Raw genomic sequence first — 24,241 nt, forward strand, 5'->3', positions numbered from 1 at the left:
CGACGCGCAACATGGGTGGGGGCCGCAGCGCGCGTCGTGGGGGCGGTCCCGATCGTAGCGCTCGACGAAGGCCGGGGGGAGTGACCCCCGGCCTCGCCCTTTCACGTCCCCATGCACCGCCGTCTTCGGGCGGACGTGCGGCCCGTCCGTGCCGGTGTCGGTGCCGTCTCCCGGGCTTGTGCGCCGCGTCGTGTCGCACCTATAGGTTTGAGGGCCGTGACCCGCCGCACCTATAGGTTTACGGACTACGACCTGCCGTACCTATAGGTTTGAGGGCCACGCTGCCACGCACCTATGAGTTTGAGAAGCCAGAGGCGTATACCTATAGGTTTGAGGCCTACGATATACCGCACCTATACGTTTGGGGGCAGCGTCGCCATGCACCTATAGGTTTGAGAGGCCGGAGGAGACAGACCTATAGGTTTGAGGAATCGTCGCGGCGTTTGCCCAGGTAGGAATTCTCCTTTTTCCTCAAGCCTATAGCTCTGCACGGGAGAGGCCCTCAAACCTATAGGAATCCGCGCGTGCCGCCCTCAAACCTATTGGAATCCGCGCGCGGGACTCTCAAACCTATAGGAACCCGCGCGTGTCGTCCGCGAGCCTATAGGAACCGGTAGGAACCGGTGGGCGGGTCCCGCAAACCTATAGGAATGCCCCCCGGCGCCAGGCCGGAGACCCCCGGCGCAGGCCCGGGCGGCTCGCGACGCGCGGGGAGGCCTCCCCATCCGTCGCATGGCGGCCAAGGTCAATCGCATCCTCAAGGCCGGCCCTGCGGTCACCCGCGGCCACATGCCGCACGAACACGTCACCCCAGCAGAGAGACGCCCATCACGCGGGGGGTGTGGGCACCTGCGTCGGCGACGCTGAGGAGCCGCGCGAGCTCCTCGCCAAAACGGGCGGCCTCGTCCCTGCGTCCCTCGCCGTCGCATTGGTTCACCAGCACGACGTCCGGCGTGACCACCCCCCGCTTCATCTCCCACGCGAGGTGTCGAGCCATGAGCTCGGGCGTCGCGACATCGCCGCCGTCCACCCCCAGCCGCTCGCAGATAAGCTGAGGCCTGTGCACGACCTCGGCAATGCGTCTGCCAAATCCGCTCGCACCCACGAGAAGGATGGTCGTTCGTGTCGTTGCGGGCACGTTGGGCTCCCAGTCCGCGTGCGCCTTGAGGGGCCGCCCATGAGCGCCGTCGGCTTCCACGAGGACGTAGTCGGCCAGCCTCGCCAGCTCCGCGGCGGAAAGTGACGGCGCGGCGAGCTTGCCCTCCCGCTCAGGCGACCCCACGCAGACGACCCGAGACGACTTCAGGGCCTCCTCGACGGACCGCGCGTCGCCATCCGTGACGAGGGGCATGTTGTCAAAGGGAAGGATGTGGGTGGACGTGGTGAGGATGACGGAACCTGGCAGCTCGCGGGCGAGCCGTGCCAGCAGCGACGTCTTTCCGCCGCTGCCCACCACTGACGTGACGCCCGGCGCCACTCGCAGCGACCTATATAAATTCATAAGGTTACCTAACTGTTTGTTAGTATATGGTAAGTGTGCGAGACCGTTATAGTTCTGTAACTATAACAATCAGCCACTGCCGGCGTGACGCTGGTCCCCGGCACAAGGAGGGGATGTCACATGCATATCGATGCGAGAAACCTAGCCTGTCCCCGTCCCGTCGTCCTCGCCCTTGAGGCCCTGCCCAAGCTCAAGCCGGGCGAGAGCCTTGACATCCTGGTCAACGACGACGTCGCCTCGGCCAATCTCACGCGCCTCGCCGCAGAGAAGGGCTGTGCGCTGACGACGGTCGCGCAGGGCCAGGAGACGACCCTCACCCTCACGCCGAACGCCCCCGTCGAGCAGAGCGCCTCCGCGTCGGCCGAGGCCGCCGACTTCTGCGAGATTCCCGGTCGCGGCGACGCCGTGATCGTGGTTGACGCTGACACCATGGGGCGCGGCAGCGAGGAGCTGGGACGCATCCTGGTCAAGGGGCTTCTGTACGCCCTGGCCCATCAGGATCAGGTGCCGCGCCTGGCGCTCTTCTACAACGGCGGCGCACGCCTCACCTGCGAGGGGAGTGAGTCCTTGGATGACATCCGCGAGCTCGAGGCGCGCGGGACCCAGATCCTGACCTGCGGCACCTGCCTTGACTTCTATGGCATCCGCGAGCGGCTCGCCGTGGGCGGCGTGACGAACCTCTACGAGATCGCCAAGGTCTTTGCCGAGAACCCCGGCGTGACGGTGCTCTAGGGCGCGTCGGGCTGTCGCCATGCATCCGCAGAGCCGACGTCGGGTCTATCTGAACTGCGCCGCAACCTCCGTCGTGCGGCCTCCTTGCGTCACGGAGGAGGTCGTGCGCGCCCTGGGGTCGCTCGGCAGCTCCGGGCGCGGGGCGGGCGGGCGCGAGCTGGGAGCGGCCCGCGCCGTCATGGTCGCGCGCGAACGCGTCTGCCGCCTCTTCAACGGGGCCCGGCCCGAGCGCGTTATCATGTGCGCCAACGCGACGATGGCACTCAACCTGGCCATCCTGGGCACGGTGAGGCCGGGCGACCATGTGGTCGCGACGGCGTGGGACCACAACTCCGTGCTGCGGCCCCTCTTTGCCCTGCGCGACGAGAGGGGAGTCAACCTGGACGTCGTCGGTGCGGACGAGCGCGGCGCGCTGGACCTTGACGAGCTGGCTCGCCTCGTGACGCCGGGCACGCGGCTGGTGACCTGCACCCATGCCTCCAACCTCACCGGCGACGTGTGCGACGTCGCCGCCGTCGCGCGCATAGCCCACGGTGCCGGCGCGCTCCTGCTGGTGGACTGCGCCCAGACGGCGGGCGCGCGTCCCGTTGACATGCAGGCCCTGGGCGCCGACCTGCTCGCGTTCACCGGACATAAGGCGCTCATGGCGCCTCAGGGCACCGGCGGCCTGATTGCAAGGCCCGGCGTCGAGGTCATGCCCACGCTGCGCGGCGGCACGGGCGTGCGTTCGTTTGACGAGAGGATGCCTGAGGCCTGGCCCGAGCACCTTGAGGCGGGCACGCTGAACGCCCATGGCATCGCGGGCCTCTCCGCCGCGCTGGCATGGCTTGACGACCTTGGCGTCGAGCGGGTGCATCATCACGACCTTGCCCTGGTGCGCCGCTTTGCAAAGGGCGTGCGCTCCCTGGGAGGCTGCACGCTGTATGGCGGCCTGCCGCGCGACCTCGCCCTGCTTGACGGCAGCTTGCCGGGACGGGACCATGCGCCCGTGCTCGCCCTGAACGTGGGGGGATGGGAGTCGTCGGCGCTCGCCCTGGCGCTCGAGGAGCGCTACGGCATCTCGGTCAGGGCGGGCGCCCACTGCGCGCCGCTCATGCACCGGGCGCTCGGCACCTCCAGGACGGGGGCGGTGCGCTTTTCGTTTGGGTGGTTCACGAGCGACCAGGACGTTGACTACGCGCTCGACGCCCTGGGCAGGCTGGCGAGGGGGGCATAGCGCCATGGGACGAAGGCTCGAGGCACGGACGGTGGCCGCGTTTGACTCCACGCACGAGGCGCTCGAAGCCGAGCGCATCTGTCGCGAGCGGGGGGTGGCGGGACGGCTCATCCCGACGCCCACCGCCATCCGCGCGGACTGCGGGCTGGCCTGGGCCATGCCGCCCGAGGTCCGGGGTGACTTTGAGGAGGCGGCGCGCCACGGCTTCGTGGTCGCGGGTCTGTACGATCTGGAGCTTTGAGGAGGTGTCAGGGATGCTGGTGGTTGTGCGAGGCGCGGGCGACCTTGCGACGGGTATAGCGATTCGGCTGCACCGTGCGGGATGCGACGTGATCATGCTGGACGTGGCCGTGCCCACGGCGGTCCGCCGGACCGTGAGCTTCTCCGAGGCCGTCCGCCTGGGCGAGGCGACGGTCGAGGACGTGGTTGCCCGCCGGTGCGCGGACGTGGGGCAGGCGCGTGCGACCGTGCGCGCGGGTGACGTCGCGGTGCTGGTTGACGGCGAGGGTGCCTGCATCGCCGCCCTTGCCCCCGACGTCCTGGTGGATGCCATCATCGCCAAGCGCAACGTCGGCACCACCAAGGACATGGCACCCATCGTCATCGGCGTGGGGCCTGGCTTTCACGCGGGGCATGACTCCTCGGCGGACTGCCATGCCGCCATCGAGACAAAGCGCGGCCATTACCTGGGGCGCGTGATCTATGATGGCGCGCCCATCCCCAACACGGGCGTGCCGGGCTTTGTCGGCGGACACGCCGCCGACCGCGTCCTGCGCGCCCCCGCAGCCGGGAGCTTCAAGCCGCTCATGAGCATAGGCGACACGGTGAGGCAGGGCGACCTTGTCGCCACCGTTGACGGCAAGCCGCTCCTCGCCACGATAGACGGCGTGCTCAGGGGGCTGCTCCAGGAGGGCGTCCCCGTGGTCGAGGGCATGAAGTCGGGTGACATCGACCCGCGCTGCAAGCGGGGGCACTGCTTCTCGTGCTCGGACAAGGCCCGCGCCGTCGCAGGCGGTGTGCTCGAGGCCGTCGCGGGCCTGTCGGGAAGGCTCAGGGGGTAGCGCCATGGACGATGTCAGACTCACCAAGCTCGCCGAGTGCGCGGGCTGCGGGGCCAAGGTGGGCGCCGGCCAGCTCGCCCGCCTGCTCGAGGGCCTGGACGTGCGGCGCGACCCCAGGCTGCTCGTGGGCTTTGACAAGAGCGACGACGCGGCCGTCTATCAGGTCTCCGAGGACGTCGCGATCGTGGCGACCACCGACTTCTTCCCGCCCATCGCCGACGACCCCTACACCTACGGCGCCATTGCCGCCACGAACGCCCTGTCGGACGTCTATGCCATGGGCGGCGAGCCCAAGGTGGCCCTTAACATCCTGACGGTGCCACAGGACATGCCCAAGGAGGTCGTCCACCAGATCCTGCGGGGCGGCTACGAGAAGGTGTACGAGGCGGGCGCCGTCATCGCGGGCGGTCACTCCATCTATGACAGCGAGCCCAAGTACGGCCTGGCCGTGACCGGCCTCGTGGATCCCCGACGGCTGCTCACGAACGCCGGGGCGCGTCCCGGCGACCTGCTCGTGCTCACGAAGGTCCTCGGCGTGGGCGTCATCACGACGGTGGCCAAGGCGGGGCTCGCCGCGCCCGAGGACGTGGAGCGGGCGGAGCGCTCGATGCTCACCCTCAACCGCTATGCCCGCGACGTCATGGTGCGCCACGACGTTCATGCCGCCACGGACGTGACCGGCTTCGGGCTGATGGGTCACCTGCTCGAGATGGCCCAGGGCGCGGACCTAAACGCCACTCTCGACGTCTGCGCCGTCCCGCTCATGCCCGGCGTGCGCGACTGGGCCCGCCTGGGCCTGCTGCCGGCGGGCATGTATCGCAACCGCCGCTATGCGCAGGACCAGGTTCAGGCGGAGGGCCTTCCGCTGGACCTGACGGACGTGCTCTTCTCGCCCGAGACCTCCGGCGGCCTGTTGTTGGCCGTCGCCCCTGCCGACGCCCCGGCGCTCGTGGGCGAGCTCGAACGGGACGGTCGGGTGCCGTGCGCGCGCGTCATAGGACGCATGGAGGAGCGCTCGGGCGGGCGGCGCATCCGCCTTACGCAGGGGGGCGAGCGCGCATGATGACGGATTCGAGCGGCACCCTGCGCGACGCTGTCCTCGTCGCCCGCCTGCTAAAGGAGGCGCGCGCGGGGCGCCCCTTCGCCCTGGCCGGCGTACTGGCAACCCGCGGCTCCATGCCCCGCGGGGCGGGCGCGCGCATGGCGCTCCTCTCGGACGGGAGCTGGCTGGGTACGGTCGGCGGCGGGCGCGTGGAGCAGATGGCCATGGACCGCTGCCGGGCCGTGCTCGAGGGGACGGCGTCGGGTTCGCTGGAATGGCTGACGCACGCGAAGACGGGCATGGCCTGCGGGGGCGATGCCCTCCTGTCCGTTCGTCGCTCCCTTGGGCCCGAAGACGAGACCCGCCTCCTGGCCGACCTCCTTGAGCGCGGGCGGCAAGACGAGCCATCCGTCATCGACGAGGACTGGTCGGACGAGAGACGCCCACGCGTCAGCCTCACGAGCGTCAGTGACATCGATCCGGGCGATTTGCGGGCTACGATCGAGCTGCCCCTGTGGGACGAGGCGCGCCGCCGTTACAGCGAGCCCATCGGTGCCGATCCCATGGCCTACGTCTTTGGGGCCGGGCACGTGGGACAGGCGCTCTGCCCGGTCCTTGCGGGGGTGGGGTTCAGGGTCACCGTCTTTGACGACCGCGCGGAGCTTGCCACGACCGAGCTGTTCCCGCGCGCGGAGCGCGTGGTATGTGGCGACTTTGGGCACGTGAGCGAACTCGTGCATGTGACCAGGCGCGACTACGTCGTCGTGATGACCCATGGGCACGTGGCGGACCTGGAGGTGCTTCGGCAGGTCGCCCCGGCGCAGCCGGCCTACGTGGGCTGCATCGGCAGTCGCGGCAAGGCCGCCTTCGTCCGCAGGACGCTCGTCGAGCGCGGCGTGAGCGACGCCTGGGCCCAGGCGGTCCACCTGCCCGTGGGCGAGGACATCCTCGCCGTCACCCCCGACGAGATCGCCGTCTCGATCGCGGCGGAGATGATTCGCTGCCGCGCGGAGCTACGGCCAAGGGAGCTGCGCCCGCATGCGGCGCACGCGAGGAAGGGGGAGTCCTAGGAGGCACGGCACGCCTCGAAGCCGCGCCCTGCGACAGGCGTCATGAGCAGGACGGCGGCCGCTTCACCCAAGGATAGGCACCACCTCTTGAAAGGAACCATCATGAACGTTTCGTCTGGCATCAGCAGGCGCTCATTCGTCGGCACCCTCGTGGCGGCGTCCGGTCTCGGCCTTGTCGGCTGCGCCCAGGGCGGCGCGGGCACCAACCCCTCAGACGCCGGCTCGTCGAAGGGCGATTCCAGCAAGCTGATCGTGTTTGCGGCCGCCTCGCTCACCGAGGCGCTCACGGCCATCGGCGACCTCTTCAAGGCCTCCGAGGGCGGGTCCGAGGTCGTCTTCACGTTTGACTCCTCGGGCACCCTCAAGAAGCAGATCGTGGAGGGCGCCCCCTGCGACGTCTTCGTCTCTGCCGCCCAGAAGCAGATGAACCAGCTGGACGCCAAGTCCGAGAAGGGCAACGAGGGCATCGACCTCGTGGATCACGACACGCGCGTCGACCTGCTCGAGAACAAGGTCACGCTCTGCGTCCCCAAGGGCAACCCCAAGGGCGTCAGCGGCTTCTCCGACATGGCCGACAAGCTCAAGGCCGGTCAGATCCAGCTCTGCATGGGCAACTCCGACGTGCCTGTGGGCCAGTACACCCAGCAGATCCTCGAGCACCTCGGCTTGGACGAGAACGAGCTCGCCCAGGCCGGTCGCATCACCTACGGCTCCAACGTCAAGGAGGTCACCTCGCAGCTGTCCGAGGCCGCCGTGGACTGCGGCGTCATCTACAAGACGGACGCGCACGCCGCGGGCCTTGAGGTCGTCGAGGAGGCCGACTCGTCCCTGTGCGGGCGCGTCATCTATCCGGCCGCCGCGCTCAAGGACGCGCCGCAGCCGGAGCTCGCCAAGGCCTTCCTCGCGTTCCTCAGGACGGCCGCTGCGGCCGCACAGTTCGAGAAGGCCGGCTTCACGCCTCTTGCCACGGCGTAGGTCGAGGCCTTCCATGGACTGGTATCCACTTCTCAACTCACTCAGGATCGCCGCCCTCTCGACGGCGGTCGTCTATGCGGTGGGCATAGGCCTTGCCAACGTGGTGGCGCGCGCCCCGCGCCTCGTGAAGGGTGCGCTGGACGTGGTCCTCACGCTTCCCCTCGTGCTCCCTCCCACGGTCGTGGGCTATCTGCTGCTCATCGTCCTTGGTCCCCGGCGCCCCGTGGGCGCGTGGTTCATGGACGCGTTTGGCGCGAGGCTCACCATGACGTGGTACTCGGCCATCCTGGCGACCGTCGTCGTGAGCTTTCCGCTCATGTACCGCACGGCGCGCGGGGCCTTCGAGGCGTTTGACGAGACCCTGTCCCAGGCGGGCAGGACGCTCGGCAAGTCCGAGACGTGGATCTTCTGGCGCGTCAAGATGCCCTGCTGTCGGCAGGGCATCGTCGCCGGCGCCGTGCTCGCCTTCGCCCGCGCCCTGGGCGAGTACGGCGCCACGTCCATGATCGCCGGCTATACGCCAGGCATCACGGCGACCGTCTCCACGACGGTCTATCAGCTCTGGCGCACCGGCGACGACGCCCTGGCGCTCAGGTGGGTCCTGGTGAACCTGGCCATATCGTCGGTCGTGCTTCTCGCCCTCAACTACCTGAACGCGCGCGTGCGCCCCGCGCAAAGGGGGGCCGTCTGATGGCGCTTGTCGTTGACATCACGAAGGCCCTTTCCGACTTCACGCTGCGGGTGTCGTTTACGGTCGAGAGCTCGCATGAGGTCGTGGCCCTGCTGGGCGCCTCGGGCTGCGGCAAGTCCATGACGCTCAAGTGCATCGCCGGCATCGAGCGCCCCGACTGCGGGCGCATCGTGCTGGGCGACCGCGTGCTTTTTGACAGCGAGCGCCGCATTGACCTTCCGCCGCAGCGGCGGCGCGTGGGCTACCTGTTCCAAAGCTACGCCCTCTTTCCCACCATGACGGTGCTCGAGAACGCCGCGTGCGGCGCCGTGGGCGCCAGCAAGGGGGAGCGTCTGGCGCGGGCCCGCCGCGAGCTTGCCGCCATGCGGCTGACGGGCCTTGAGGGACGCAGACCGTCGTCCCTCTCGGGCGGTCAGCAGCAGCGCTGCGCCATGGCGCGCATCCTGGCGAGCGACCCGGAGCTCCTCCTTCTGGACGAGCCCTTCTCGGCGCTTGACGAGTATCTGCGCTGGCAGCTTGAGCTTGAGCTCGCCGACACGCTCAAAGGCTTCGCCGGGGGCGCGGTATACGTGTCCCACAACCGTGACGAGGTCTTTCGTCTGTGCGACACGGTCTGCACGATCACGCGCGGAAGGTCAGAGCCAAAGGCCACGGTGAAGGAGTTCTTCTCTCGCCCGCGCTCGCTTTGTGCCGCCCTGATCAGCGGCTGCAAGAACGTGAGCCGGGCCCGTCAGGTGGGGCCGGACGCCTTCGCCTGCGAGGAGTGGGGAGTCACGCTGCGCACGTCGTTGCCGTGCGACGGCCCCGTGACCCACGTGGGCCTGCGTGCCCACTACCTTGACGTCGCGCCGGCGGGCGAGAGGACCCAGGCGCCGGCGGGCGAGGGGGCCCAGGTGCCGGCGGGCGAGGCCAACTGCGTCTCGTGCGCCGTGGACCGCGTCATCGAGTCAACGTTTTCCACGATCGTGATGCTGCGCACGCCGGCGGGAGGTCTGCTGCGTCATGAGCTTGACAAGGATCGCTGGCGGTCTTTGGGACGCCCCGCGAACGTGCTGGTCCTGGTGAGGCCCGAGCACGTGATGCCGCTGTCCGAGGTGGTGCCAGATGCTTGACGAACGGGGGCGAGACATTCGCTACCTGCGCCTCTCGGTGACGGACCGCTGCAACTGCCGCTGCGTCTACTGCATGCCGGAGGGAGGCGTCCCGCGCCGGGACCACGGCGAGATGGCCACGTTTGAGGAGCTGCGCGACATCGTGCGGGCGGCGGTGACGCTGGGGGTGCGCAAGGTTCGCGTCACCGGGGGCGAGCCGCTGGTACGCAGGGGCATCGTCAGGCTCGTTCACATGCTCGCCGAGGTGCCCGGCGTCGAGGAGCTGGCCATGACCACCAACGGCACCCTTCTGGCCCCCCTGGCGGTAGAGCTGCGCGACGCTGGTCTCGACCGCCTCAACGTGAGCCTGGACACCCTTGACGCGGACCGCTACCGGTCCATGACGCGCTGCGGGTCGCTCGAGGACGCCCTGGCGGGCCTCAGGGCGGCGCGCGAGGCGGGCCTGGGTCCCACCAAGCTCAACTGCGTCCTTCTGGGGGGCGTCAACGAGAAGGACATCGTCCCGCTCGCCGAGCTCGCCCGTGACGGCGCCGACGGGGAGCTGGGCGTCGCCAGCGTGCGCTTCATCGAGCTCATGCCCATGGGCGCGTGCGCCTCGTGGCCCAGGGAGCGCTTCGTCTCGGCCGACGTCGTCGTGGACGAGGTGGCCGGCCTGGTGCCCGCGGGGCAAGACGGGGTGACGCAGCTGTATCGCAGGGAGGGGTGGCGCGGCACCATAGGCCTGATTCGCCCCGTGAGCCACGGCTTCTGCAAGACCTGCGACCGTATCAGGGTGACGGCTGACGGCATGCTCAAGCCCTGCCTGCACTCGCGCGCGGAGATCTCTCTGCGCGGCCTCTCGGGTCCCGAGCTCGTCGCGGCCCTGAGGCAGGGAATCGCCGCCAAGCCGGCGCGCCATCACCTGGGCGTGGCCCATGCGAGCGCCACGCCACGAAGCATGAACCAGATAGGGGGTTGAGTTATGGCGCTCACGCACTTTGACGAGGAGGGCCACGCGCGGATGGTGGACGTCTCCCAAAAGCCCAGGACCCAGCGGGTGGCCCGCGCCGCCGGCAAGGTCCTCATGAACGAGGACACGCTCGCCCTCGTGCGCGCCGGCACCACCAGGAAGGGTGACGTGCTTGGCGTGGCGCAGGTGGCGGGCATCATGGCGGCCAAGCGCTGCTGGGAGCTCGTCCCGCTGTGCCATCCCGTCGCGCTCACGGGCGTCGAGGTCCGCTGCACGCCCGAGGACGACGGCGTGGCCGTGGAGGCGTGGTGCCGCTGCCTGGGCGAGACGGGCGTCGAGATGGAGGCGCTCACGGCGGCGTCCGTCGCCTGTCTGACCATCTACGACATGTGCAAGTCGCACCAGCGCAACATGGTGGTGCGCGACGTCCGCCTGCTCGAGAAGGACGGGGGCAAGTCCGGGCACTTCGTGGTGCCGCCGCGTGAGGATTGGCATGGCGTCGCAAAGGGAGCCGCGCCCGGCGTCGCAGGCACCGTCGTGGCCACCTGCGTCTCGCAGCGGAAGGGCGAGCGCAAGCGCCCCGTCGGGGAGCTGCGCCTCGTCGTGGGTCTCGGCATAGAGGGAGACGCCCATGCCGGCTCCTGGCACCGGCAGGTCTCGCTCTTGGCGGACGAGTCGGTTGATCGGATGCGCGAGAGCGGCGCCGTCCTCGCCGCAGGCGACTTTGCGGAGAACATCCTCACCAGGGGCATCGCCGTCAGGGAGCTGCCGGTGGGGACGACGCTGGCCGTCGGCGAGGCCCTTCTCGTGGTGACGCAGATAGGTAAGACCTGCCACAACGACTGCGAGATCCGCCGTCTCGTGGGTATGTGCGTCATGCCCACCGACGGCGTCTTCTGCGTGGTCGCGCGCGGGGGCGTCGTGCGGGCGGGCGACGCGATACGGGTGCTGGACGAGGGTCCCGAGGCGCCGCGACGCTGACGGGCGACGGGCAAGGAGGATGACATGAAGCTGGTCAAGACCGTTGATGCGGTGGGGCACGTGCTCTGCCACGACATGACTCAGATCGTGGTGGGCGGCGAGGGCGGGCAGGGCCGCTACAAGGGGCCGCGCTTCAGGAAGGGGCATGTGGTCACGGAAGAGGACGTCCCCGTCCTCCTCTCTATGGGCAAGGAGCATCTGTACGTGTGGGAGCTTGCTGTGGGCATGCTCCACGAGGATGACGCGGCCGAGCGCATGGCCGCCCTGTGCCTGGGCCCCAACACCGTGCGGGCGGGCGCTCCTCGCGAGGGAAAGATCTCCATCCGCGCGGCCTGCGACGGCGTCCTGCTCGTCAATGCGAAGCGCCTGCGGGCGGTCAACGCGACCGACGAGGTCATGGTGGCCACGCGCAAGGGCAACCTTGCCGTGCGCGCGGGCGACGAGCTGGCCGGGACGCGCGTGATTCCCCTGGTCGTTCGTGAGGAGCAGGTTGCCGCGGCCGAACGGGCCGCCCACGGCGAGAAGCTTCTCGCGGTGGAGCCCTTCAAGCTGCGGACGGCCGCCATCATCGCGACGGGCTCCGAGGTCAAGGGCGGTCTCATCGAGGACAAGTTCACGCCCGTGGTCCAGGCAAAGCTCGCCGCCTTCAACATCCGCTGCACGAGCGTGACGCGGCCGGGCGACGACCCGGACGATCTTGCGGCCGCCATAGGCGCGGCCCGGCGGGAGGGGGTTGACCTCATCTGCTGCACGGGAGGCATGAGCGTGGACCCTGACGACAACACCCCCGGGGCCATCAGGCGTGCGGGCGCGCGCATCGTCAGTTACGGCGCCCCGGTCCTGCCCGGCGCCATGATGCTGCTGGGCTACTTTGGCAAGGAGGGCGTCTGTGGGCCCGGCACGCCCGTCGTGGGCCTGCCCGGCTGCGTCATGTACGCGGCGTCCACGGTGTTTGACCTCGTGCTGCCGCGCATCGCGGCGGGCGTCGAGCTCACCAAGCAGGACTTTGCCGAGCTGGGGGAGGGAGGGCTCGCCATACGGGGGAGGTTCTCCCTTGCCCCCAACTGCCCGTTTGAGTCAAAGGAGTGAGGATGCGCGACATCGACCCCAAGATGGGAGACCTTGATGGACGCCAGGCACGGGAGCACCCCAACGCCGCGGAGCCCCCTGACGAGCCAACATCTCATGGCGAGCCAGAGCCCCACGTCGCGGCGGGGTTTGCTGGCACGGTGACGCCCCTTGCCGGGGCGGGGTCTCACGTCGCGGTGCCCGGTCGGCGCCAGACGGCCTCCGTCATCACGGTGAGCGACCGCTCCTCGCGCGGTCAGAGGGCCGACGCGAGCGGCCCCGCCCTGCTCGCGCTGCTTGAGGCCGAGGGCTATGAGGTGGTCGGGTACTGCGTCGTTCCCGACGAGCGCCCGCGGATAGAGGCCGCGATTCGGGGCGAGGCGGCCAAGGACGTGGCTCTCGTGCTCACCACCGGCGGCACGGGACTCTCGCCGCGGGACGTGACGCCCGAGGCCACGTGCGCCGTCTGCGACCGCCTGGTTCCCGGCATCCCCGAGGCCATGCGTGCCGCCTCGATGGCCATCACGCCGCGCGCCTGCCTCTCGCGTGCGACGGCCGGCACGCTGGGACGCACCCTGGTGGTCAACCTGCCCGGCAGTCCCAGGGCCGCCTGCGAGAACATACGGGCCGTCATCGGGCCCATCGGGCACGGGCTGCGCATCCTGCGCGAAGGCCCGGTCGACTGCGCGTCGATGACGTCCTAGGCGTCGCCGTCCGCGTCTGCCCTTGCCCTGGTGCGACGTGTGCTTTGGCGTGGGCGCGGCGGTCTAGCCGTGGGTGTAGCTCGTGGCCGCGTGGAGCATGTTGACCTCAGCAAGCTCCAGCTTGCCGTCAATGTAGGGCTGATACATGGCGTCGATCGACCCCACGCCCATGCTGCAGCCCGAACAGCTGTCGCAGCCGGTGGCGTCCCCGCAGGAAAGCCCTCGGCGCACGATGCGCTCCCGCTCCTCGCGCGTGGTGTCCTTTATGAGCACGCTTGCCATGATGTGCCTCGTTCCCGGTCATGATGGTTCCTATGAGGGCTTATACCGTTGACGCGCGTGGGCTATGCCGAAGATGGCAAACCACATGCCCCTGACCGTCACCCTGGCTCCCGCGTCAGGGGTCCTCGGGCGGGCGCCTTCTATCCAGGGGCACCGTCTTGTCCGGCAAAATGTGGAAGGTGCAGGCGCCCATATTCATGTGTCATGAGGCGGGGTCGCAAAAAGTCGGCACAACTCGGCCAAAATAGCCAATTTTTACCCTATTTGCCCGAGTAATGCTGACTTGAAGGGAGGTCCCCCTGTAGCAGTAGTATAAATAAGTCATTAATATGCATATTGTTCTTGTTTTCGCCAGAGGAACGGCCGGGACCGGGGGCTCGCGGGCGTCCGTCAGAATCGACCAACGGGAGGTCAGAGATCATGAATATCAAGGATTTTCGCTTTGAGGGCAAGGGCCGGTTCTCGCTGGATGACGTCAGGACCTCCCTCGACATCGACAAGGACGAGGAGCCCCGGTATGAGGAGCTCACCGCGCAGAACACCCTGCGCATGGGAGAGCTGCAGGACAAGCTCTATGCCGAAGGCCGCGAGGGACTCGTGATCCTCCTGCAGGCCATGGACGCGGCCGGCAAGGACTCCACCATCAAGCGCGTCATGAGCGGCGTCAACCCCCAGGGCGTCGTGGTGCACTCCTTCAAGCAGCCCAGCCAGACCGAGCTCGCCCACGACTACCTATGGCGTGCCGTCACGCACCTTCCGCCCCGCGGCTTCATGGGCCTGTTCAACCGCTCGTACTACGAGGACGTCCTCGTGGTGCGCGTGCATGACATCTGGAAGGGCTATGCCATGCCCAAGCGCTGCCTCAACGACGGCAGGGACACCTTCTTCGAGCGGCGCTACAAGCAGATCGCAAACTTTGAGGAGTACCTCTACGACAACGGCTACCGCGTCCTCAAGATCTTCCTCAACGTGGGGCTCGACGAGCAGAAGGAGCGCTTTTTGGAGCGCATCGACAACGAGAGGAAGAACTGGAAGTTCTCGGCGGGCGACATCGACGAGCGCGAGCTGTGGCCTCACTACATGGACGCCTACGAGAGGGCCATCAACGCCACCGCGACGGAGCATGCCCCCTGGTACGTGGTTCCCGCCGACCAGAAGTGGTTTGCCCGCTGGGTCGTGAGCGAGGCGATCGTGGACGTGCTGGAGCAGATCGACCCTCACTACCCCGAGCTGCCCAAGGAGGCCAAGGACACGTTGGCGCGGAGTCGCGAGCGGCTGACGGGCGAGGGGCGCTGACCGCCGCCACGGCATGGCTGGCCGTCACGCCATGTCGGCCGCGGGGCGCCGTCGGCGTCTCCGTTACCGCAGGCGGCCCTCGACGTCCGCCTTGTAGCCGGCAAAGTTCTTGTCGTTGCCGCTCTCGCGGGCAAAGGCCTCCATCCGTCCCAGCATCGTGCGCGCCTCGGCAGGGTGCCCGTCCTTGATGAGGGTCTCCACGATCAGCTGAAGAAACTGCAGCTGAAGATCGGGATCGTGCGCGTCCTTGGCCCAGGCGGCATAGTCGCGCATGAGCTGGCGGGGGCTGCGGCTGGCGGCATAGCGCTCGATGATGGGGTTGACGGTCTTCTGGGCATCCGCGTTCTCGCGCTCCCAGCGCTGCCTCTGGGTGCGCCGGTAGGCGTAGAAGACGATGATGGCGGCGATGACGGCCGTGAAGATGGGCGCGTAGACGTTGTTAAGGTGCAGAACAAACCGAAGGACGAGGGTGATGGCAAACACGCCCGCGAACATGATCGCGGTCAGGATGAGCTCGCCCTTGACGTTGGCCCTGCCGCGCTGGGGCGTGCGGCGTCGCATGTCGGGGTCGGGACGTCTGTCGTTCGCTGCCATGCGCATCTCCTCAAGAGGGGCGACGCGCCTCGCGAAGGGCGGGACGCGTCGCGGTCGGTCTCTGCGTGTTCGGTCGCCCCGCCTGTCGGGCGCCTAGCTAAAGTATGCCACGCCTCCCTCGAAGATGGGCTGGTAATGCTCGCCGGGGACGTTCTTGAAGGTGCCGGGCGTGCTGCGCTCGCTATGGCCCATCTTGCCCAGCACGCGCCCGTCGGGACTCGTCACGGCCTCGATGGCCCAGGCGGATCCGTTGGGGTTGACCGAGAGGTCCATGGACGGCAGGCCCTGGGCGTCAACGTACTGCGCGGCGATCTGCCCCCTCTCTCCCAGCTCCCTGATCAGAGGCTCGGGTGCCACGAAGCGGCCCTCGCCGTGGCTGACGGCGATGCGGTGGACGTCGCCGACCTCGCAGCGCGACAGCCACGGCGACAGGTTGGAGGACACGCGCGTAAAGACGAGCCTGCTCTGGTGCCTACCGATGGCGTTGAAGGTGAGCGTGGCACAGTCGGCGGTCATGGGCACGATGTCCCCGTACGGCACGAGCCCGAGCTTGACCAGCGCCTGGAAGCCGTTGCAGATGCCCAGCACGAGGCCGTCGCGGGCCTGCAGCAGGTCGCGTACCGCCTCGGTCACCTGCGGCGCGCGGAAGAAGGCCGTGATGAACTTGGCCGAGCCGTCGGGCTCGTCCCCGCCGGAGAAGCCGCCCGGGATCATGAGGATCTGGGATTGCGCGATCTCGTCCACAAGGGCCTGGGTGCTCTGGGCGACGGAGTCGGGCGTGAGGTTGTTGATCACGAGCGCATGGGCCTCGGCGCCGGCTCGCTCAAAGGCGCGGGCGCTGTCAAACTCGCAGTTGGTGCCAGGAAAGACGGGAATGACGACGCGGGGGCGCGCAGTTTTGACGAGCGGAGCGGGCCGGCTGACGTGCCGTCGCGAGGCGTCAAAGCTCACCGGCTCCTCCGGCTCGCCGGCCCTGCGATAGGCAAAGACGGGCTCCATCGTCGCCTCCCAGGCCTCCTGCAGGCCGGCGAGGTCGATCATCTGGCCTGCGACGACCAGTGCGTAGGCGGCCGTCGTCTCGCCCAGCGCGCGCAGCTCGACGTCGTCGGCGCACGGCGAGGTGACCGTAGCCCCCTCGGCAAGCTCGACCACGAAGCTCCCGTAGGCGGGCGAGAAGAGCTCGCCCTCGTCAAGGTCGTCCGAGAGGCGCATCCCAAGCTGGTTGCCCACGCACATCTTGAAGAGCGCCTCGGCAAGGCAGCCGTAGCCCGGCGTCGAGACGGCGAGCGCCCCTTTGGAGTGGATGAGCCTCTCGACGAGCGACATGGCGGAAAGGAGCGACTCGGACCTAGGCGTGATGCCGTCATCCAGGTAGGCGGGCCTCACGAGGACGAGCCGATGCCCGGCGCCCTTGAGTTCGGGCGAGGTCACGCACCCCACCGTGCCGAGGGCCGTCGCAAACGACACGAGGGTGGGCGGCACGTCCAGGTCCTCAAAGGAGCCGCTCATGGAGTCCTTGCCGCCTATGGCTCCCACGCCCAGGTCGCGCTGGGCCATGAGGGCTCCGAGCAGGGCCGCCACCGGCTTGCCCCAGCGCTCGGGCACGTCGCGCAGGCGCTCAAAGTACTCCTGGAAGGTGAGGTAGGCGTCCTCGTGCGCAAAGCCCGTCGCGACAAGGCGGCACAGGCTCTCCACCACCGCAAGATAGGCGCCCGTGAAGGCGTTCGCGCTCGTGAGGAAGGGGTTGAAGCCCCAGGCCATGCCCGAGCAGGTGGTGGTCTCGCCGTCCGTCGGCAGCTTGGCCGCCATAGCCAGCGCAGGCGTGAGCTGTGTGGCGCCGCCAAAGGGCATGAGCACGCTCGCGGCGCCGATGGTGGCGTCAAAGCGCTCGGCCAGGCCCTTGTTGGAGGCCACGTTCTTGTCGGTCACGAGTGCCCGCAGGCGCTCCTCGAGCGTGCGCCCCTCCCAGACGGGCTGCCAGCTGCCCTGGGCGACCACATGGACGTCCTGGTGCTTGGGCGCGCCGTTGGAGGAGAGGAAGGCGCGGCTCACGTCTACGATGGTGGCGCCGCGCCAGGTCATCGTGAGGCGGGGCCGTGCGGTGACCTCGGCCACGACCGTGGCCTCGAGGTTTTCCTCGCGGGCGTAGCCCAAAAACTCGTCCACGTCCTTCGCAGCCAGCGCCACGGCCATGCGCTCCTGGGACTCGCTGATGGCCAGCTCCGTGCCGTCCAGTCCCTCGTACTTCTTGGGGACGCGGTCAAGGTCTATGGTCAGGCCGTCGGCAAGCTCCCCGATGGCCACGGACACGCCGCCGGCGCCGAAGTCGTTGCAGCGCTTGATGAGGCGGCAGGCGTCCTTGCGACGGAAGAGCCGCTGGAGCTTGCGCTCCTCGGGCGCGTTACCCTTCTGGACCTCCGCCCCGTCCTTGGCCAGCGAGTCGACGTTGTGTGCCTTGGAGGAGCCCGTGGCGCCGCCGATGCCGTCACGGCCGGTGCGCCCGCCCAGGAGGATCACCTTGTCGCCGGGCGCGGGCGTCTCGCGACGCACGTGGCTGGCGGGCGTGGCGCCCACGACGGCGCCTATCTCCATGCGCTTGGCGACGTAGCCCGGGTGGTAGAGCTCGCTGACCTGCCCGGTGGCAAGGCCGATCTGGTTGCCGTAGGAGGAGTAGCCCTCCGCCGCCGTGGTGACGAGCTTGCGCTGGGGGAGCTTGCCGCGCATGGTCTGGCTGACGGGGGCGAGCGGGTCGCCCGCTCCCGTGACGCGCATGGCCTGATACACGTAGCTCCGCCCGCTCAGGGGGTCGCGAATGGCGCCGCCGATGCAGGTGGCGGCACCGCCGAAGGGCTCGATCTCGGTGGGATGGTTGTGCGTCTCGTTCTTGAAGAGGAAGAGCCAGTCCTCGTCCGTCCCGTCAACGTCCACCTTGACCTTGACGGTGCAGGCGTTGATCTCCTCGGACTCGTCGAGGTTCGCAAGGACGCCCCTCGCCTTGAGCCACTTGGCGCCGATGGTGCCCATGTCCATGAGGCAGATGGGTCTGCCCTCGCGCCCCAGCTCGCGCCGCATGTCAAGATAGGCGTCAAAGGCCTGCCGTACCGTGGCGTCGTCTATGGCCACCCGCTCGAGCCGGGTGCCAAAGGTGGTGTGGCGGCAGTGGTCGGACCAGTAGGTGTCGATCATCTTGATCTCGGTGATTGTGGGAGGGCGCCCCTCGCCCTTGAAGTACTCCTGGCAGAAGCTGACGTCCGCCAGGTCCATGGCAAGGCCGCGGTCCTTGATGAAGGCGGCGAGCTCGTCCGGCGAGAGGGCGTCAAAGCCGTCGAGCACCTCGACGTCGTCGGGCACGGGGTAGCTCGACTTGAGCGTGGGGCGCGCGTCGAGGGATGCCTCGCGGGCCTCCACCGGGTTGATGACATAGCCCTTGACGGCGGCGACGTCCTTGGCGGAGAGGTTCCCCTCAAGGTAATAGAGCGTGGCCGAGGCGACGACGGGACGCTCGCCCTGGCTGATGAGCTGGATGCACTCGCTGGCCGACGCGGCGCGCTGGTCGAACTGTCCGGGGAGGAACTCCACGGCGAAGAGCTGGGCGCCGTGCGCGTCGGGCAGCTCGAGGCTCGCGACGTCCGACTGCGGCTCGCTGAAGACGAGGGGCACGCAGCGTCGGAAGAGCTCCTCGTCGATGCCCTCCACGTCGTAGCGGTTGACGAGGCGCAGGCCCGTCAGCCCGCGTATGCCCAGGACGTCCGCAAGCTCGCGTCTGAGCTGCCGGGCCTTGACGTCAAAGCCGGGCTTTTTCTCGACATACACGCGTGAGACCATGACTGCTTACCTTTCCGTGGGAGGCGGTGACGCGCGTCGGCGGCGCGGGCGTCCGAGGGGGCGTCTTAATGATACGGCGTCGAGCACAGAGAGAGGGCCCGGCGTCCCCTGTTGGCAACATGGCGCCCGACGTCCGCCCCGTGCCATCTCGCGTCCGACCCGACCGGCTCGCGCCGGGGCTCGGGCCTCGGCGCGAACTTCCTCAGAGTAGCTGTCCCAGGCCCACCAGGGCGACGACGTAGGCGGCGACGGCGAGCAGCGCGAGCCAGTCGGACCGGCGCATGCGCAGGGGGTGCCAGTGGCTGCGGGTGGCGCCGCCCGCGTAGCAGCGGGCGTCAAGCGCGCGCGAGAGCCCGTTGGCGTGATGGATCGAGCTGGCCAGAAGCGCGATGAGCATGGGCGCCACGGCCTTGAGGCGCCGGGCGAGCGACCCATCCGAGAGGGGCGCGCCGCGCAGGGTCTGGGCGTCGAGGATGGCCTGCGCCTCGTCGGCGATCGTGGGAATGAAGCGCAGCATGAGCGAGAAGACCATGGCAAGCTCATGCCCCGGCAGGCCCAGTCGCGAGAGGGGGGCGAGGCCGGCGTCAAAGGCGTCCGTGAGCTGCGTGGGGGTGGTCGTGAGGAGCATGAGGGACGATGCGATCACGGCGATGACGAGCCTCAGGCTAAAGATCACGGCCACGCGCAGGCCGTCCGTGGTGACAGAGAGTGCCCCCCAGCGCCAGAGCTCGTCTCCCGTCCTGATGAAGAGGAGGTTGAAGACGGCGAGCAGCGCAAGGACGATGACGATGGGCCTGATGGACTCGACGAGGCGCGAGACGGGCACCCCCGCCGCGGCGACGAGCGCCAGGACGCAGGCATAGCCCAGGACGAGCTGCAAGGGGCCGGTGATGAAGAACACGCTCACCATCAGGGCGAGGGCCCCCGTGACCTTGACGCGCGGGTCAAGGCGGTGGATGGGCGAGCTGCCCGGCAGGTACTGGCCGATGCCCAGCCTAAGCGCCATCAGCGCTCGCCCCCTTTTTCGACGCCACGCGGCGTGGTCGCACGTCCTAGGCCGCAGGCCACGGAGCGGGCGAGCTCGTCCATGGTGAGGGGTTCGTCCGCGCAGCTGACGCCCTCCTCGCGCAGCTTGCGCGCCCACAGCATCGACGTGGGGATGCCCAGGCCGGACTCGCGCAGCAGCGCCTCGTTCTGGTACGAGAACACCTCGTGCGGCGAGCCGTGCATCATGACGCGGGACTGGTCGAGCACGACGACCTCGTCGGCGCGCACCGCGATCTCGCGCGAGTGGGTCACCTGCACCACGGTCACGCCCCGCCTGTTGAGCTCGCGCAGGATGCTCATGATTCGCTCGCGACTGTGCGGGTCGAGCCCGGCCGTGGGCTCGTCCATGATGAGGATGGCGGGCCGCATGGCAAGGACGCCGGCGATGGCGCACATCCGCTGCTGCCCGCCCGACAGCTCAAAGGGGGAGCTTGCGGCAAGCTCGGCAAGGCCCACCTGCTCGAGCGCGCCCTCTGCGCGCCTGCGCGCCTCAGTCGTGTCCAGGCCCAGGTTTCGGGGGCCAAAGCTCACGTCCTCCAGGACGGTCTCGGCGAAGAGCTGGCGTTCGGGCCGCTGCATCACGTAGCCCAGCCTGCTCAGGAGCTCGCGGCGCCGGGACCGGTCTGCGGTGTCGATGCCGTCGATGACGATGCGACCGGCGTCAGGCCTCTCGAGGGAGCAGAGCAGGCGCAGCAGGGTTGACTTGCCCGATCCCGTCTGTCCGATGACGGCGGTGGTGCGGCCCCGCGCAAACGTCAGCGTCACGTCGTCAAGGGCGGGGCGCGAGCCCTGCGAGGCGTCCCGGTACGAGAAGCTCACGCCGTCAAGGGCGATGACGGGGTCCGTCTTTTCGGCCGCAAAGTCGCAGGACGCCTGCGGGGGCGGCGGCATCGTGCAGCTGAGGGAGCGCGACGTCCGCGCGAGGTCCTTCAGCAGGCTGTCGTCGTCGCAGGTCCAGGTCACGTCAACGCCCAGCTCGGACAGGCGCGTCGCAAGGCGCGCCGTCCAGGGCTCGCGCAGCCCTAGGGCTCGCAGCTCCTCCTGACGGGCAAAGACCTCGCGAGGGGCGCCCTCCAGCGCGATCCGCCCGCGTAGCATGACGATGACGCGGTCGGCGGCGAGGGCCTCCTCCATGAAGTGCGTGATGTGGACGATGGTCGTGCCCGTCTCCCTCAGACGGTCCATCACCTTGAGGATGGAGCGTCTGCCGCGCACGTCCAGCAGGGCCCCCGGCTCGTCGAGCACGAGCAGGGCCGGCTCCATGGCCAGGGCGCCGGCGATGGCCACGCGCTGCTTCTGCCCGCCCGAGAGGCGCGTGGGGTCGGCCTGGGCGTAATCCTCCATGGCCACGCGATGGAGCTCCCGGGCGACCCGCCTCCCGATCTCCTCGGAGGGGACGCCGAGGTTCTCCGGGCCAAAGGCCACGTCCTCCTCGACCACGGACGTCACGATCTGGTCGTCGGGGTTCTGGAACACGAGGCCCAGGCTCCTGCGCGCGCGCCGATAGGCCTCCACGTCCACCCTGCCGTCGTCCAGGACGCGCTCGCCGGCGAGCGCGACCGTGCCCTCGTCGGGCGCGAGCAGGCCTGCCAGGACGCCCGCGAGCGTGGACTTGCCCGAGCCGTTGGGACCCAGGACGCAGACCCTCTCGCCGCGCCGAAGCGTCAGGGAGACGTCGTCGAGGGCGCGCACGCCGCCCTCGTAGAGCAGGGTGGCGTGCGCGATGCGGGCAAGGGGGTCGTGTGTGACGGGCGCGGGTTTCATGTGAGGCGGACCGTTCGTGTCGGGTCGGGCGTCCCTGCCGTGGGCTAGTTGCCGAGGGCCTTGATGACGGGCTTGTAGACGATGCCCGTCACGACGCAGTTGATGGCGATCTTGGCGAGGTTGAAGGGCAGGAGGGCCGGCACGACGAGGCCCAGGACGGCGTCGGTGGGCATGCCGGTGTAGAAGGGGGTCACGATGACGTTGCCCACGATGCAGGCGACGATGCAGACCACGGTCCCCACGACCATGCCGACGACGGCGCCCCGGTAGGTGGTGTCACGCTGGTAGATGAGGGCGGCGGGCATGACGAGCGAGAAGGTGGCGAGGACCGCCATGATGACGCCGTAGATGCCGCTTGCGGTGGCAAGGTGCACGAGGTAGGGAATCACGGACACCACGGCGCCCGTGGCAGGCCCAAAGGCGAAGCCGGCGATGAGCGCGACGATGCCCGAGGGGTCGTACTTGAGCCAGCTCACGCCCGGCAGGATCGGAAACTCCAGAAACAGCGTCGCGATGGCGGCCACCGCGCAGAAGAGCGCCGTGACGGCGATGCGCTTCGTTGACCAGCCGTTGGCCTGGTCTGTCGTGGAGTGGGTGTCGTGACGCATGACGGTAGTGCTGCGTGCCATGATGGCCTCCGTTTCTTCCATCCGGACTGTGACCGTTGGTCCTGGAATCTCACCAGGTCAACCGCTCTTTTCTGTGCGGTTCGCGGACTTGCGCGCAACACGGTGACGCACGCTTACCGCCAGTGGGGACTTTCACCCCGCCCTGAAACTGCGTTGCCAACTATAGCACGAGACGACGGGGAGGCAACAAGGACATGGGCCAGCGGTCCGAGGCCGACTCGCAAAAAGCGACGCCCCGCGAGGGGCGCGAACGGATGCGAACGGACGCGAACGGATGCGAACGGACGCGCCTCCGGCCCCCTCTTCGCGGGCCTGGCCCCTCGGCTGTTGGTATACTGCAAGCAGACGTGCGCAGGGCCTGCCCCGCACGACGGACCGATTGAGGGGAGTGACACGGGCATGAATCAGGGCGCGCTCACGGGCTCGCAGGACGTTCCGGACCACTTGCGGGAGCTCACCTGGAAGCTTCGCAGCATCGTGGGGGAGGACAACGTCGCGACCGACGAGCCCATGAGCAGGCACACCACCTTCGAGGTTGGTGGCCCCGCCGACCTCTTCGTGACGCCGGACGACGTGGACGAGCTGCGCGAGGCCGTCGAGGCCTGCAAGCTCGCCAACACTGCCTTCTTCGTCCTGGGCTGCGGCAGCGACCTGCTCGTGTCGGACGAGGGGTACCGCGGCGTCATCATCGGCTGCACCGACGGCCTCGTCAACGTGACGACAGACGGCGAGCGCATCGTGTGCCAGGCGGGCGTGCCCCTGCGCGAGGCGTCCGAGATGGCCTGCGAGCTGGGCCTGACGGGCCTGGAGTTTGCCTGCGGCATCCCAGGTTCCGTGGGGGGCGCCTGCTTCATGAACGCCGGAGCCTACGACGGCTGCGTTGCCGACGTCCTCGAGTCCGTGTGGTGCCTGCTGCCCGACGGCTCGCTGCGCACCTTCTCGGCGGACGAGATGAACATGGGCTATCGCAAGAGTCGCGTGCGCGACGAGGGGCTCGTGGTCCTCTCGGCCACCTTCCGGCTGCGCGAGGGCGACCAGGACCGGATTCGCGCCAAGATGGATGACTTCACGCGCCGCCGCGAGGAGAAGCAGCCCCTTGAGCTGCCGAGCGCCGGCTCCACCTTCAAGCGCCCGGAGGGGCACTTTGCCGGCAAGCTCATCACCGACGCGGGCCTCAAGGGCTTCTGCGTGGGCGGGGCGGGCGTCTCGACCAAGCATGCCGGCTTCGTCGTCAACAACGGCGGCGCCACCGCGGCGGACGTCCATGCGGTCATCGAGCACGTCCAGGACGAGGTCGAGCGCCAGTTTGGCGTGCGCCTTGAGCCCGAGGTCCGCTTCCTGGGCTAGCCGCCACCTGCCAGGGCGTCGTCTGCGCCCGCCGGCGACGGATGGGGAGGCCTTCCCGCGCGCGGGTTCCTATAGGCCTGCGGATTCCAATAGGTTTGCGGGCTCCGCGTGCGGATTCCAATAGGTTTGAGGGCGGCACGTGCGGATTCCAATAGGTTTGAGGGCGGCACGCGCGGATTCCAATAGGTTTGAGGGTCTCTCCCGTGCAGAGCTATAGGTTTGAGGAAAAAAGAGAATTTCTACCTGGGCAAACGCCGCAACGATTCCTCAAACCTATAGGTCTGTCTCATCCGTCCTCTCAAACCTATAGGTGCGTGGCGGCACCGCCCTCAAACCTATAGGTGAGTGGCGGTGC

Annotated in this window: 22 protein-coding genes and 1 riboswitch; of the genes, 15 read left to right on the forward strand and 7 right to left on the reverse strand. The window is 68.8% G+C overall.

Annotation, left to right across the window (positions count from 1 at the left end; translation table 11 throughout):
* Nucleotides 1-805 precede the first annotated feature (805 nt).
* Nucleotides 806-1,501, reverse strand: coding sequence for a selenium cofactor biosynthesis protein YqeC (gene yqeC / locus HMPREF2826_RS03635; RefSeq protein WP_070639295.1), 696 nt, complete (start codon nucleotides 1,499-1,501; stop codon nucleotides 806-808).
* 120 nt (nucleotides 1,502-1,621) lie between these two features.
* Between yqeC and yedF the strand changes: the two genes are divergently transcribed.
* The 13 genes from yedF to HMPREF2826_RS03700 all read left to right on the forward strand — a co-directional run bounded on the left by yedF (nucleotide 1,622) and on the right by HMPREF2826_RS03700 (nucleotide 13,102).
* Complete coding sequence (yedF, locus tag HMPREF2826_RS03640; protein WP_070639297.1) at nucleotides 1,622-2,233, forward strand: sulfurtransferase-like selenium metabolism protein YedF; 612 nt, start codon at nucleotides 1,622-1,624, stop codon at nucleotides 2,231-2,233.
* A 19-nt stretch (nucleotides 2,234-2,252) separates the two neighbouring features.
* Nucleotides 2,253-3,449: an aminotransferase class V-fold PLP-dependent enzyme gene (locus HMPREF2826_RS03645; RefSeq protein ID WP_070639299.1), complete on the forward strand. Its 1,197-nt coding sequence runs from the start codon at nucleotides 2,253-2,255 to the stop codon at nucleotides 3,447-3,449.
* A 4-nt stretch (nucleotides 3,450-3,453) separates the two neighbouring features.
* Nucleotides 3,454-3,690, forward strand: a complete 237-nt coding sequence (locus HMPREF2826_RS03650) for a putative Se/S carrier protein (RefSeq protein ID WP_070639301.1) — start codon at nucleotides 3,454-3,456, stop codon at nucleotides 3,688-3,690.
* Nucleotides 3,691-3,703: 13 nt separating this feature from the next.
* A complete protein-coding gene (yqeB, locus tag HMPREF2826_RS03655) occupies nucleotides 3,704-4,510 on the forward strand; it encodes a selenium-dependent molybdenum cofactor biosynthesis protein YqeB (protein WP_070639303.1) in 807 nt (268 codons plus the stop codon).
* Between the two features lie 4 nt (nucleotides 4,511-4,514).
* On the forward strand, nucleotides 4,515-5,573 hold the full coding sequence (gene selD, locus HMPREF2826_RS03660) for a selenide, water dikinase SelD (protein ID WP_070639305.1): 1,059 nt from the start codon (nucleotides 4,515-4,517) through the stop codon (nucleotides 5,571-5,573).
* Nucleotides 5,570-6,622 carry an XdhC family protein gene (locus tag HMPREF2826_RS03665; protein WP_246824679.1) on the forward strand — a complete coding sequence of 351 codons (1,053 nt, stop codon included), beginning with the start codon at nucleotides 5,570-5,572 and terminating at the stop codon, nucleotides 6,620-6,622. The genes selD and HMPREF2826_RS03665 overlap by 4 nt, the downstream gene beginning before the upstream one ends.
* 102 nt (nucleotides 6,623-6,724) lie before the next feature.
* On the forward strand, nucleotides 6,725-7,597 hold the full coding sequence (gene modA, locus HMPREF2826_RS03670) for a molybdate ABC transporter substrate-binding protein (RefSeq protein WP_070639307.1): 873 nt from the start codon (nucleotides 6,725-6,727) through the stop codon (nucleotides 7,595-7,597).
* 13 nt (nucleotides 7,598-7,610) lie between these two features.
* Nucleotides 7,611-8,288, forward strand: coding sequence for a molybdate ABC transporter permease subunit (modB, locus tag HMPREF2826_RS03675; protein WP_070639309.1), 678 nt, complete (start codon nucleotides 7,611-7,613; stop codon nucleotides 8,286-8,288).
* Nucleotides 8,288-9,400: a sulfate/molybdate ABC transporter ATP-binding protein gene (locus HMPREF2826_RS03680; protein WP_070639311.1), complete on the forward strand. Its 1,113-nt coding sequence runs from the start codon at nucleotides 8,288-8,290 to the stop codon at nucleotides 9,398-9,400. The genes modB and HMPREF2826_RS03680 overlap by 1 nt, the downstream gene beginning before the upstream one ends.
* Nucleotides 9,393-10,358, forward strand: coding sequence for a GTP 3',8-cyclase MoaA (moaA, locus tag HMPREF2826_RS03685; RefSeq protein ID WP_070639312.1), 966 nt, complete (start codon nucleotides 9,393-9,395; stop codon nucleotides 10,356-10,358). The genes HMPREF2826_RS03680 and moaA overlap by 8 nt, the downstream gene beginning before the upstream one ends.
* A gap of 3 nt (nucleotides 10,359-10,361) precedes the next feature.
* The gene (gene moaC, locus HMPREF2826_RS09775; RefSeq protein ID WP_070639314.1) at nucleotides 10,362-11,330 is read left to right on the forward strand and encodes a cyclic pyranopterin monophosphate synthase MoaC; all 969 of its coding nucleotides are present in this window, start codon (nucleotides 10,362-10,364) and stop codon (nucleotides 11,328-11,330) included.
* 24 nt (nucleotides 11,331-11,354) lie between these two features.
* Nucleotides 11,355-12,419: a molybdopterin-binding protein gene (locus HMPREF2826_RS03695; RefSeq protein WP_070639315.1), complete on the forward strand. Its 1,065-nt coding sequence runs from the start codon at nucleotides 11,355-11,357 to the stop codon at nucleotides 12,417-12,419.
* 2 nt (nucleotides 12,420-12,421) lie between these two features.
* Nucleotides 12,422-13,102 (forward strand): MogA/MoaB family molybdenum cofactor biosynthesis protein, encoded by a 681-nt coding sequence (locus tag HMPREF2826_RS03700; protein ID WP_246824680.1) that lies wholly within the window; start codon nucleotides 12,422-12,424, stop codon nucleotides 13,100-13,102.
* A gap of 63 nt (nucleotides 13,103-13,165) precedes the next feature.
* On the opposite strand, the gene HMPREF2826_RS03705 is transcribed toward HMPREF2826_RS03700, so the two are convergent.
* The gene (locus tag HMPREF2826_RS03705) at nucleotides 13,166-13,384 is read right to left on the reverse strand and encodes a hypothetical protein (protein WP_058270633.1); all 219 of its coding nucleotides are present in this window, start codon (nucleotides 13,382-13,384) and stop codon (nucleotides 13,166-13,168) included.
* Between the two features lie 420 nt (nucleotides 13,385-13,804).
* On the opposite strand from HMPREF2826_RS03705, the gene HMPREF2826_RS03710 reads away from it, so the two are divergent.
* Nucleotides 13,805-14,680: a PPK2 family polyphosphate kinase gene (locus HMPREF2826_RS03710; RefSeq protein WP_070639318.1), complete on the forward strand. Its 876-nt coding sequence runs from the start codon at nucleotides 13,805-13,807 to the stop codon at nucleotides 14,678-14,680.
* A 63-nt stretch (nucleotides 14,681-14,743) separates the two neighbouring features.
* Here the strand turns inward: HMPREF2826_RS03710 and HMPREF2826_RS03715 are convergent, their stop codons facing one another.
* The 5 genes from HMPREF2826_RS03715 to HMPREF2826_RS03735 all read right to left on the reverse strand — a co-directional run bounded on the left by HMPREF2826_RS03715 (nucleotide 14,744) and on the right by HMPREF2826_RS03735 (nucleotide 22,539).
* The gene (locus HMPREF2826_RS03715) at nucleotides 14,744-15,274 is read right to left on the reverse strand and encodes a hypothetical protein (RefSeq protein WP_070639320.1); all 531 of its coding nucleotides are present in this window, start codon (nucleotides 15,272-15,274) and stop codon (nucleotides 14,744-14,746) included.
* Between the two features lie 93 nt (nucleotides 15,275-15,367).
* On the reverse strand, nucleotides 15,368-19,099 hold the full coding sequence (locus HMPREF2826_RS03720; RefSeq protein WP_070639322.1) for a phosphoribosylformylglycinamidine synthase: 3,732 nt from the start codon (nucleotides 19,097-19,099) through the stop codon (nucleotides 15,368-15,370).
* A gap of 202 nt (nucleotides 19,100-19,301) precedes the next feature.
* Nucleotides 19,302-20,105 (reverse strand): energy-coupling factor transporter transmembrane component T family protein, encoded by an 804-nt coding sequence (locus HMPREF2826_RS03725; RefSeq protein WP_070639324.1) that lies wholly within the window; start codon nucleotides 20,103-20,105, stop codon nucleotides 19,302-19,304.
* Nucleotides 20,105-21,910, reverse strand: a complete 1,806-nt coding sequence (locus tag HMPREF2826_RS03730; protein WP_070639326.1) for an ABC transporter ATP-binding protein — start codon at nucleotides 21,908-21,910, stop codon at nucleotides 20,105-20,107. Before HMPREF2826_RS03730 ends, HMPREF2826_RS03725 begins: the two co-directional genes overlap by 1 nt.
* A 44-nt stretch (nucleotides 21,911-21,954) precedes the next feature.
* Entirely contained in the window at nucleotides 21,955-22,539 is a 585-nt protein-coding gene (locus HMPREF2826_RS03735; protein WP_070641090.1) for an ECF transporter S component, read from the reverse strand.
* A gap of 5 nt (nucleotides 22,540-22,544) precedes the next feature.
* A riboswitch (FMN riboswitch) is annotated at nucleotides 22,545-22,693 on the reverse strand.
* A 245-nt stretch (nucleotides 22,694-22,938) separates the two neighbouring features.
* On the opposite strand from HMPREF2826_RS03735, the gene murB reads away from it, so the two are divergent.
* Nucleotides 22,939-23,886 (forward strand): UDP-N-acetylmuramate dehydrogenase, encoded by a 948-nt coding sequence (gene murB / locus HMPREF2826_RS03740; RefSeq protein ID WP_070639328.1) that lies wholly within the window; start codon nucleotides 22,939-22,941, stop codon nucleotides 23,884-23,886.
* Nucleotides 23,887-24,241: the final 355 nt, after the last annotated feature.

The sequence above is a fragment of the Olsenella sp. HMSC062G07 genome (assembly GCF_001811895.1).
Taxonomy (GTDB): Bacteria; Actinomycetota; Coriobacteriia; order Coriobacteriales; family Atopobiaceae; genus Olsenella_F; species Olsenella_F massiliensis.

Excerpts from the sequence above, each read along its gene's own strand:
- yqeC (WP_070639295.1), bottom strand. The coding sequence starts at position 1,501 with ATGAATTTATATAGGTCGCTGCGAGTGGCGCCGGGCGTCACGTCAGTG.
- yedF (WP_070639297.1), top strand. The coding sequence starts at position 1,622 with ATGCATATCGATGCGAGAAACCTAGCCTGTCCCCGTCCCGTCGTCCTC.
- HMPREF2826_RS03645 (WP_070639299.1), top strand. The coding sequence starts at position 2,253 with ATGCATCCGCAGAGCCGACGTCGGGTCTATCTGAACTGCGCCGCAACC.
- HMPREF2826_RS03650 (WP_070639301.1), top strand. The coding sequence starts at position 3,454 with ATGGGACGAAGGCTCGAGGCACGGACGGTGGCCGCGTTTGACTCCACG.
- yqeB (WP_070639303.1), top strand. The coding sequence starts at position 3,704 with ATGCTGGTGGTTGTGCGAGGCGCGGGCGACCTTGCGACGGGTATAGCG.
- selD (WP_070639305.1), top strand. The coding sequence starts at position 4,515 with ATGGACGATGTCAGACTCACCAAGCTCGCCGAGTGCGCGGGCTGCGGG.
- HMPREF2826_RS03665 (WP_246824679.1), top strand. The coding sequence starts at position 5,570 with ATGATGACGGATTCGAGCGGCACCCTGCGCGACGCTGTCCTCGTCGCC.
- modA (WP_070639307.1), top strand. The coding sequence starts at position 6,725 with ATGAACGTTTCGTCTGGCATCAGCAGGCGCTCATTCGTCGGCACCCTC.
- modB (WP_070639309.1), top strand. The coding sequence starts at position 7,611 with ATGGACTGGTATCCACTTCTCAACTCACTCAGGATCGCCGCCCTCTCG.
- HMPREF2826_RS03680 (WP_070639311.1), top strand. The coding sequence starts at position 8,288 with ATGGCGCTTGTCGTTGACATCACGAAGGCCCTTTCCGACTTCACGCTG.
- moaA (WP_070639312.1), top strand. The coding sequence starts at position 9,393 with ATGCTTGACGAACGGGGGCGAGACATTCGCTACCTGCGCCTCTCGGTG.
- moaC (WP_070639314.1), top strand. The coding sequence starts at position 10,362 with ATGGCGCTCACGCACTTTGACGAGGAGGGCCACGCGCGGATGGTGGAC.
- HMPREF2826_RS03695 (WP_070639315.1), top strand. The coding sequence starts at position 11,355 with ATGAAGCTGGTCAAGACCGTTGATGCGGTGGGGCACGTGCTCTGCCAC.
- HMPREF2826_RS03700 (WP_246824680.1), top strand. The coding sequence starts at position 12,422 with ATGCGCGACATCGACCCCAAGATGGGAGACCTTGATGGACGCCAGGCA.
- HMPREF2826_RS03705 (WP_058270633.1), bottom strand. The coding sequence starts at position 13,384 with ATGGCAAGCGTGCTCATAAAGGACACCACGCGCGAGGAGCGGGAGCGC.
- HMPREF2826_RS03710 (WP_070639318.1), top strand. The coding sequence starts at position 13,805 with ATGAATATCAAGGATTTTCGCTTTGAGGGCAAGGGCCGGTTCTCGCTG.
- HMPREF2826_RS03715 (WP_070639320.1), bottom strand. The coding sequence starts at position 15,274 with ATGGCAGCGAACGACAGACGTCCCGACCCCGACATGCGACGCCGCACG.
- HMPREF2826_RS03720 (WP_070639322.1), bottom strand. The coding sequence starts at position 19,099 with ATGGTCTCACGCGTGTATGTCGAGAAAAAGCCCGGCTTTGACGTCAAG.
- HMPREF2826_RS03725 (WP_070639324.1), bottom strand. The coding sequence starts at position 20,105 with ATGGCGCTTAGGCTGGGCATCGGCCAGTACCTGCCGGGCAGCTCGCCC.
- HMPREF2826_RS03730 (WP_070639326.1), bottom strand. The coding sequence starts at position 21,910 with ATGAAACCCGCGCCCGTCACACACGACCCCCTTGCCCGCATCGCGCAC.
- HMPREF2826_RS03735 (WP_070641090.1), bottom strand. The coding sequence starts at position 22,539 with ATGGCACGCAGCACTACCGTCATGCGTCACGACACCCACTCCACGACA.
- murB (WP_070639328.1), top strand. The coding sequence starts at position 22,939 with ATGAATCAGGGCGCGCTCACGGGCTCGCAGGACGTTCCGGACCACTTG.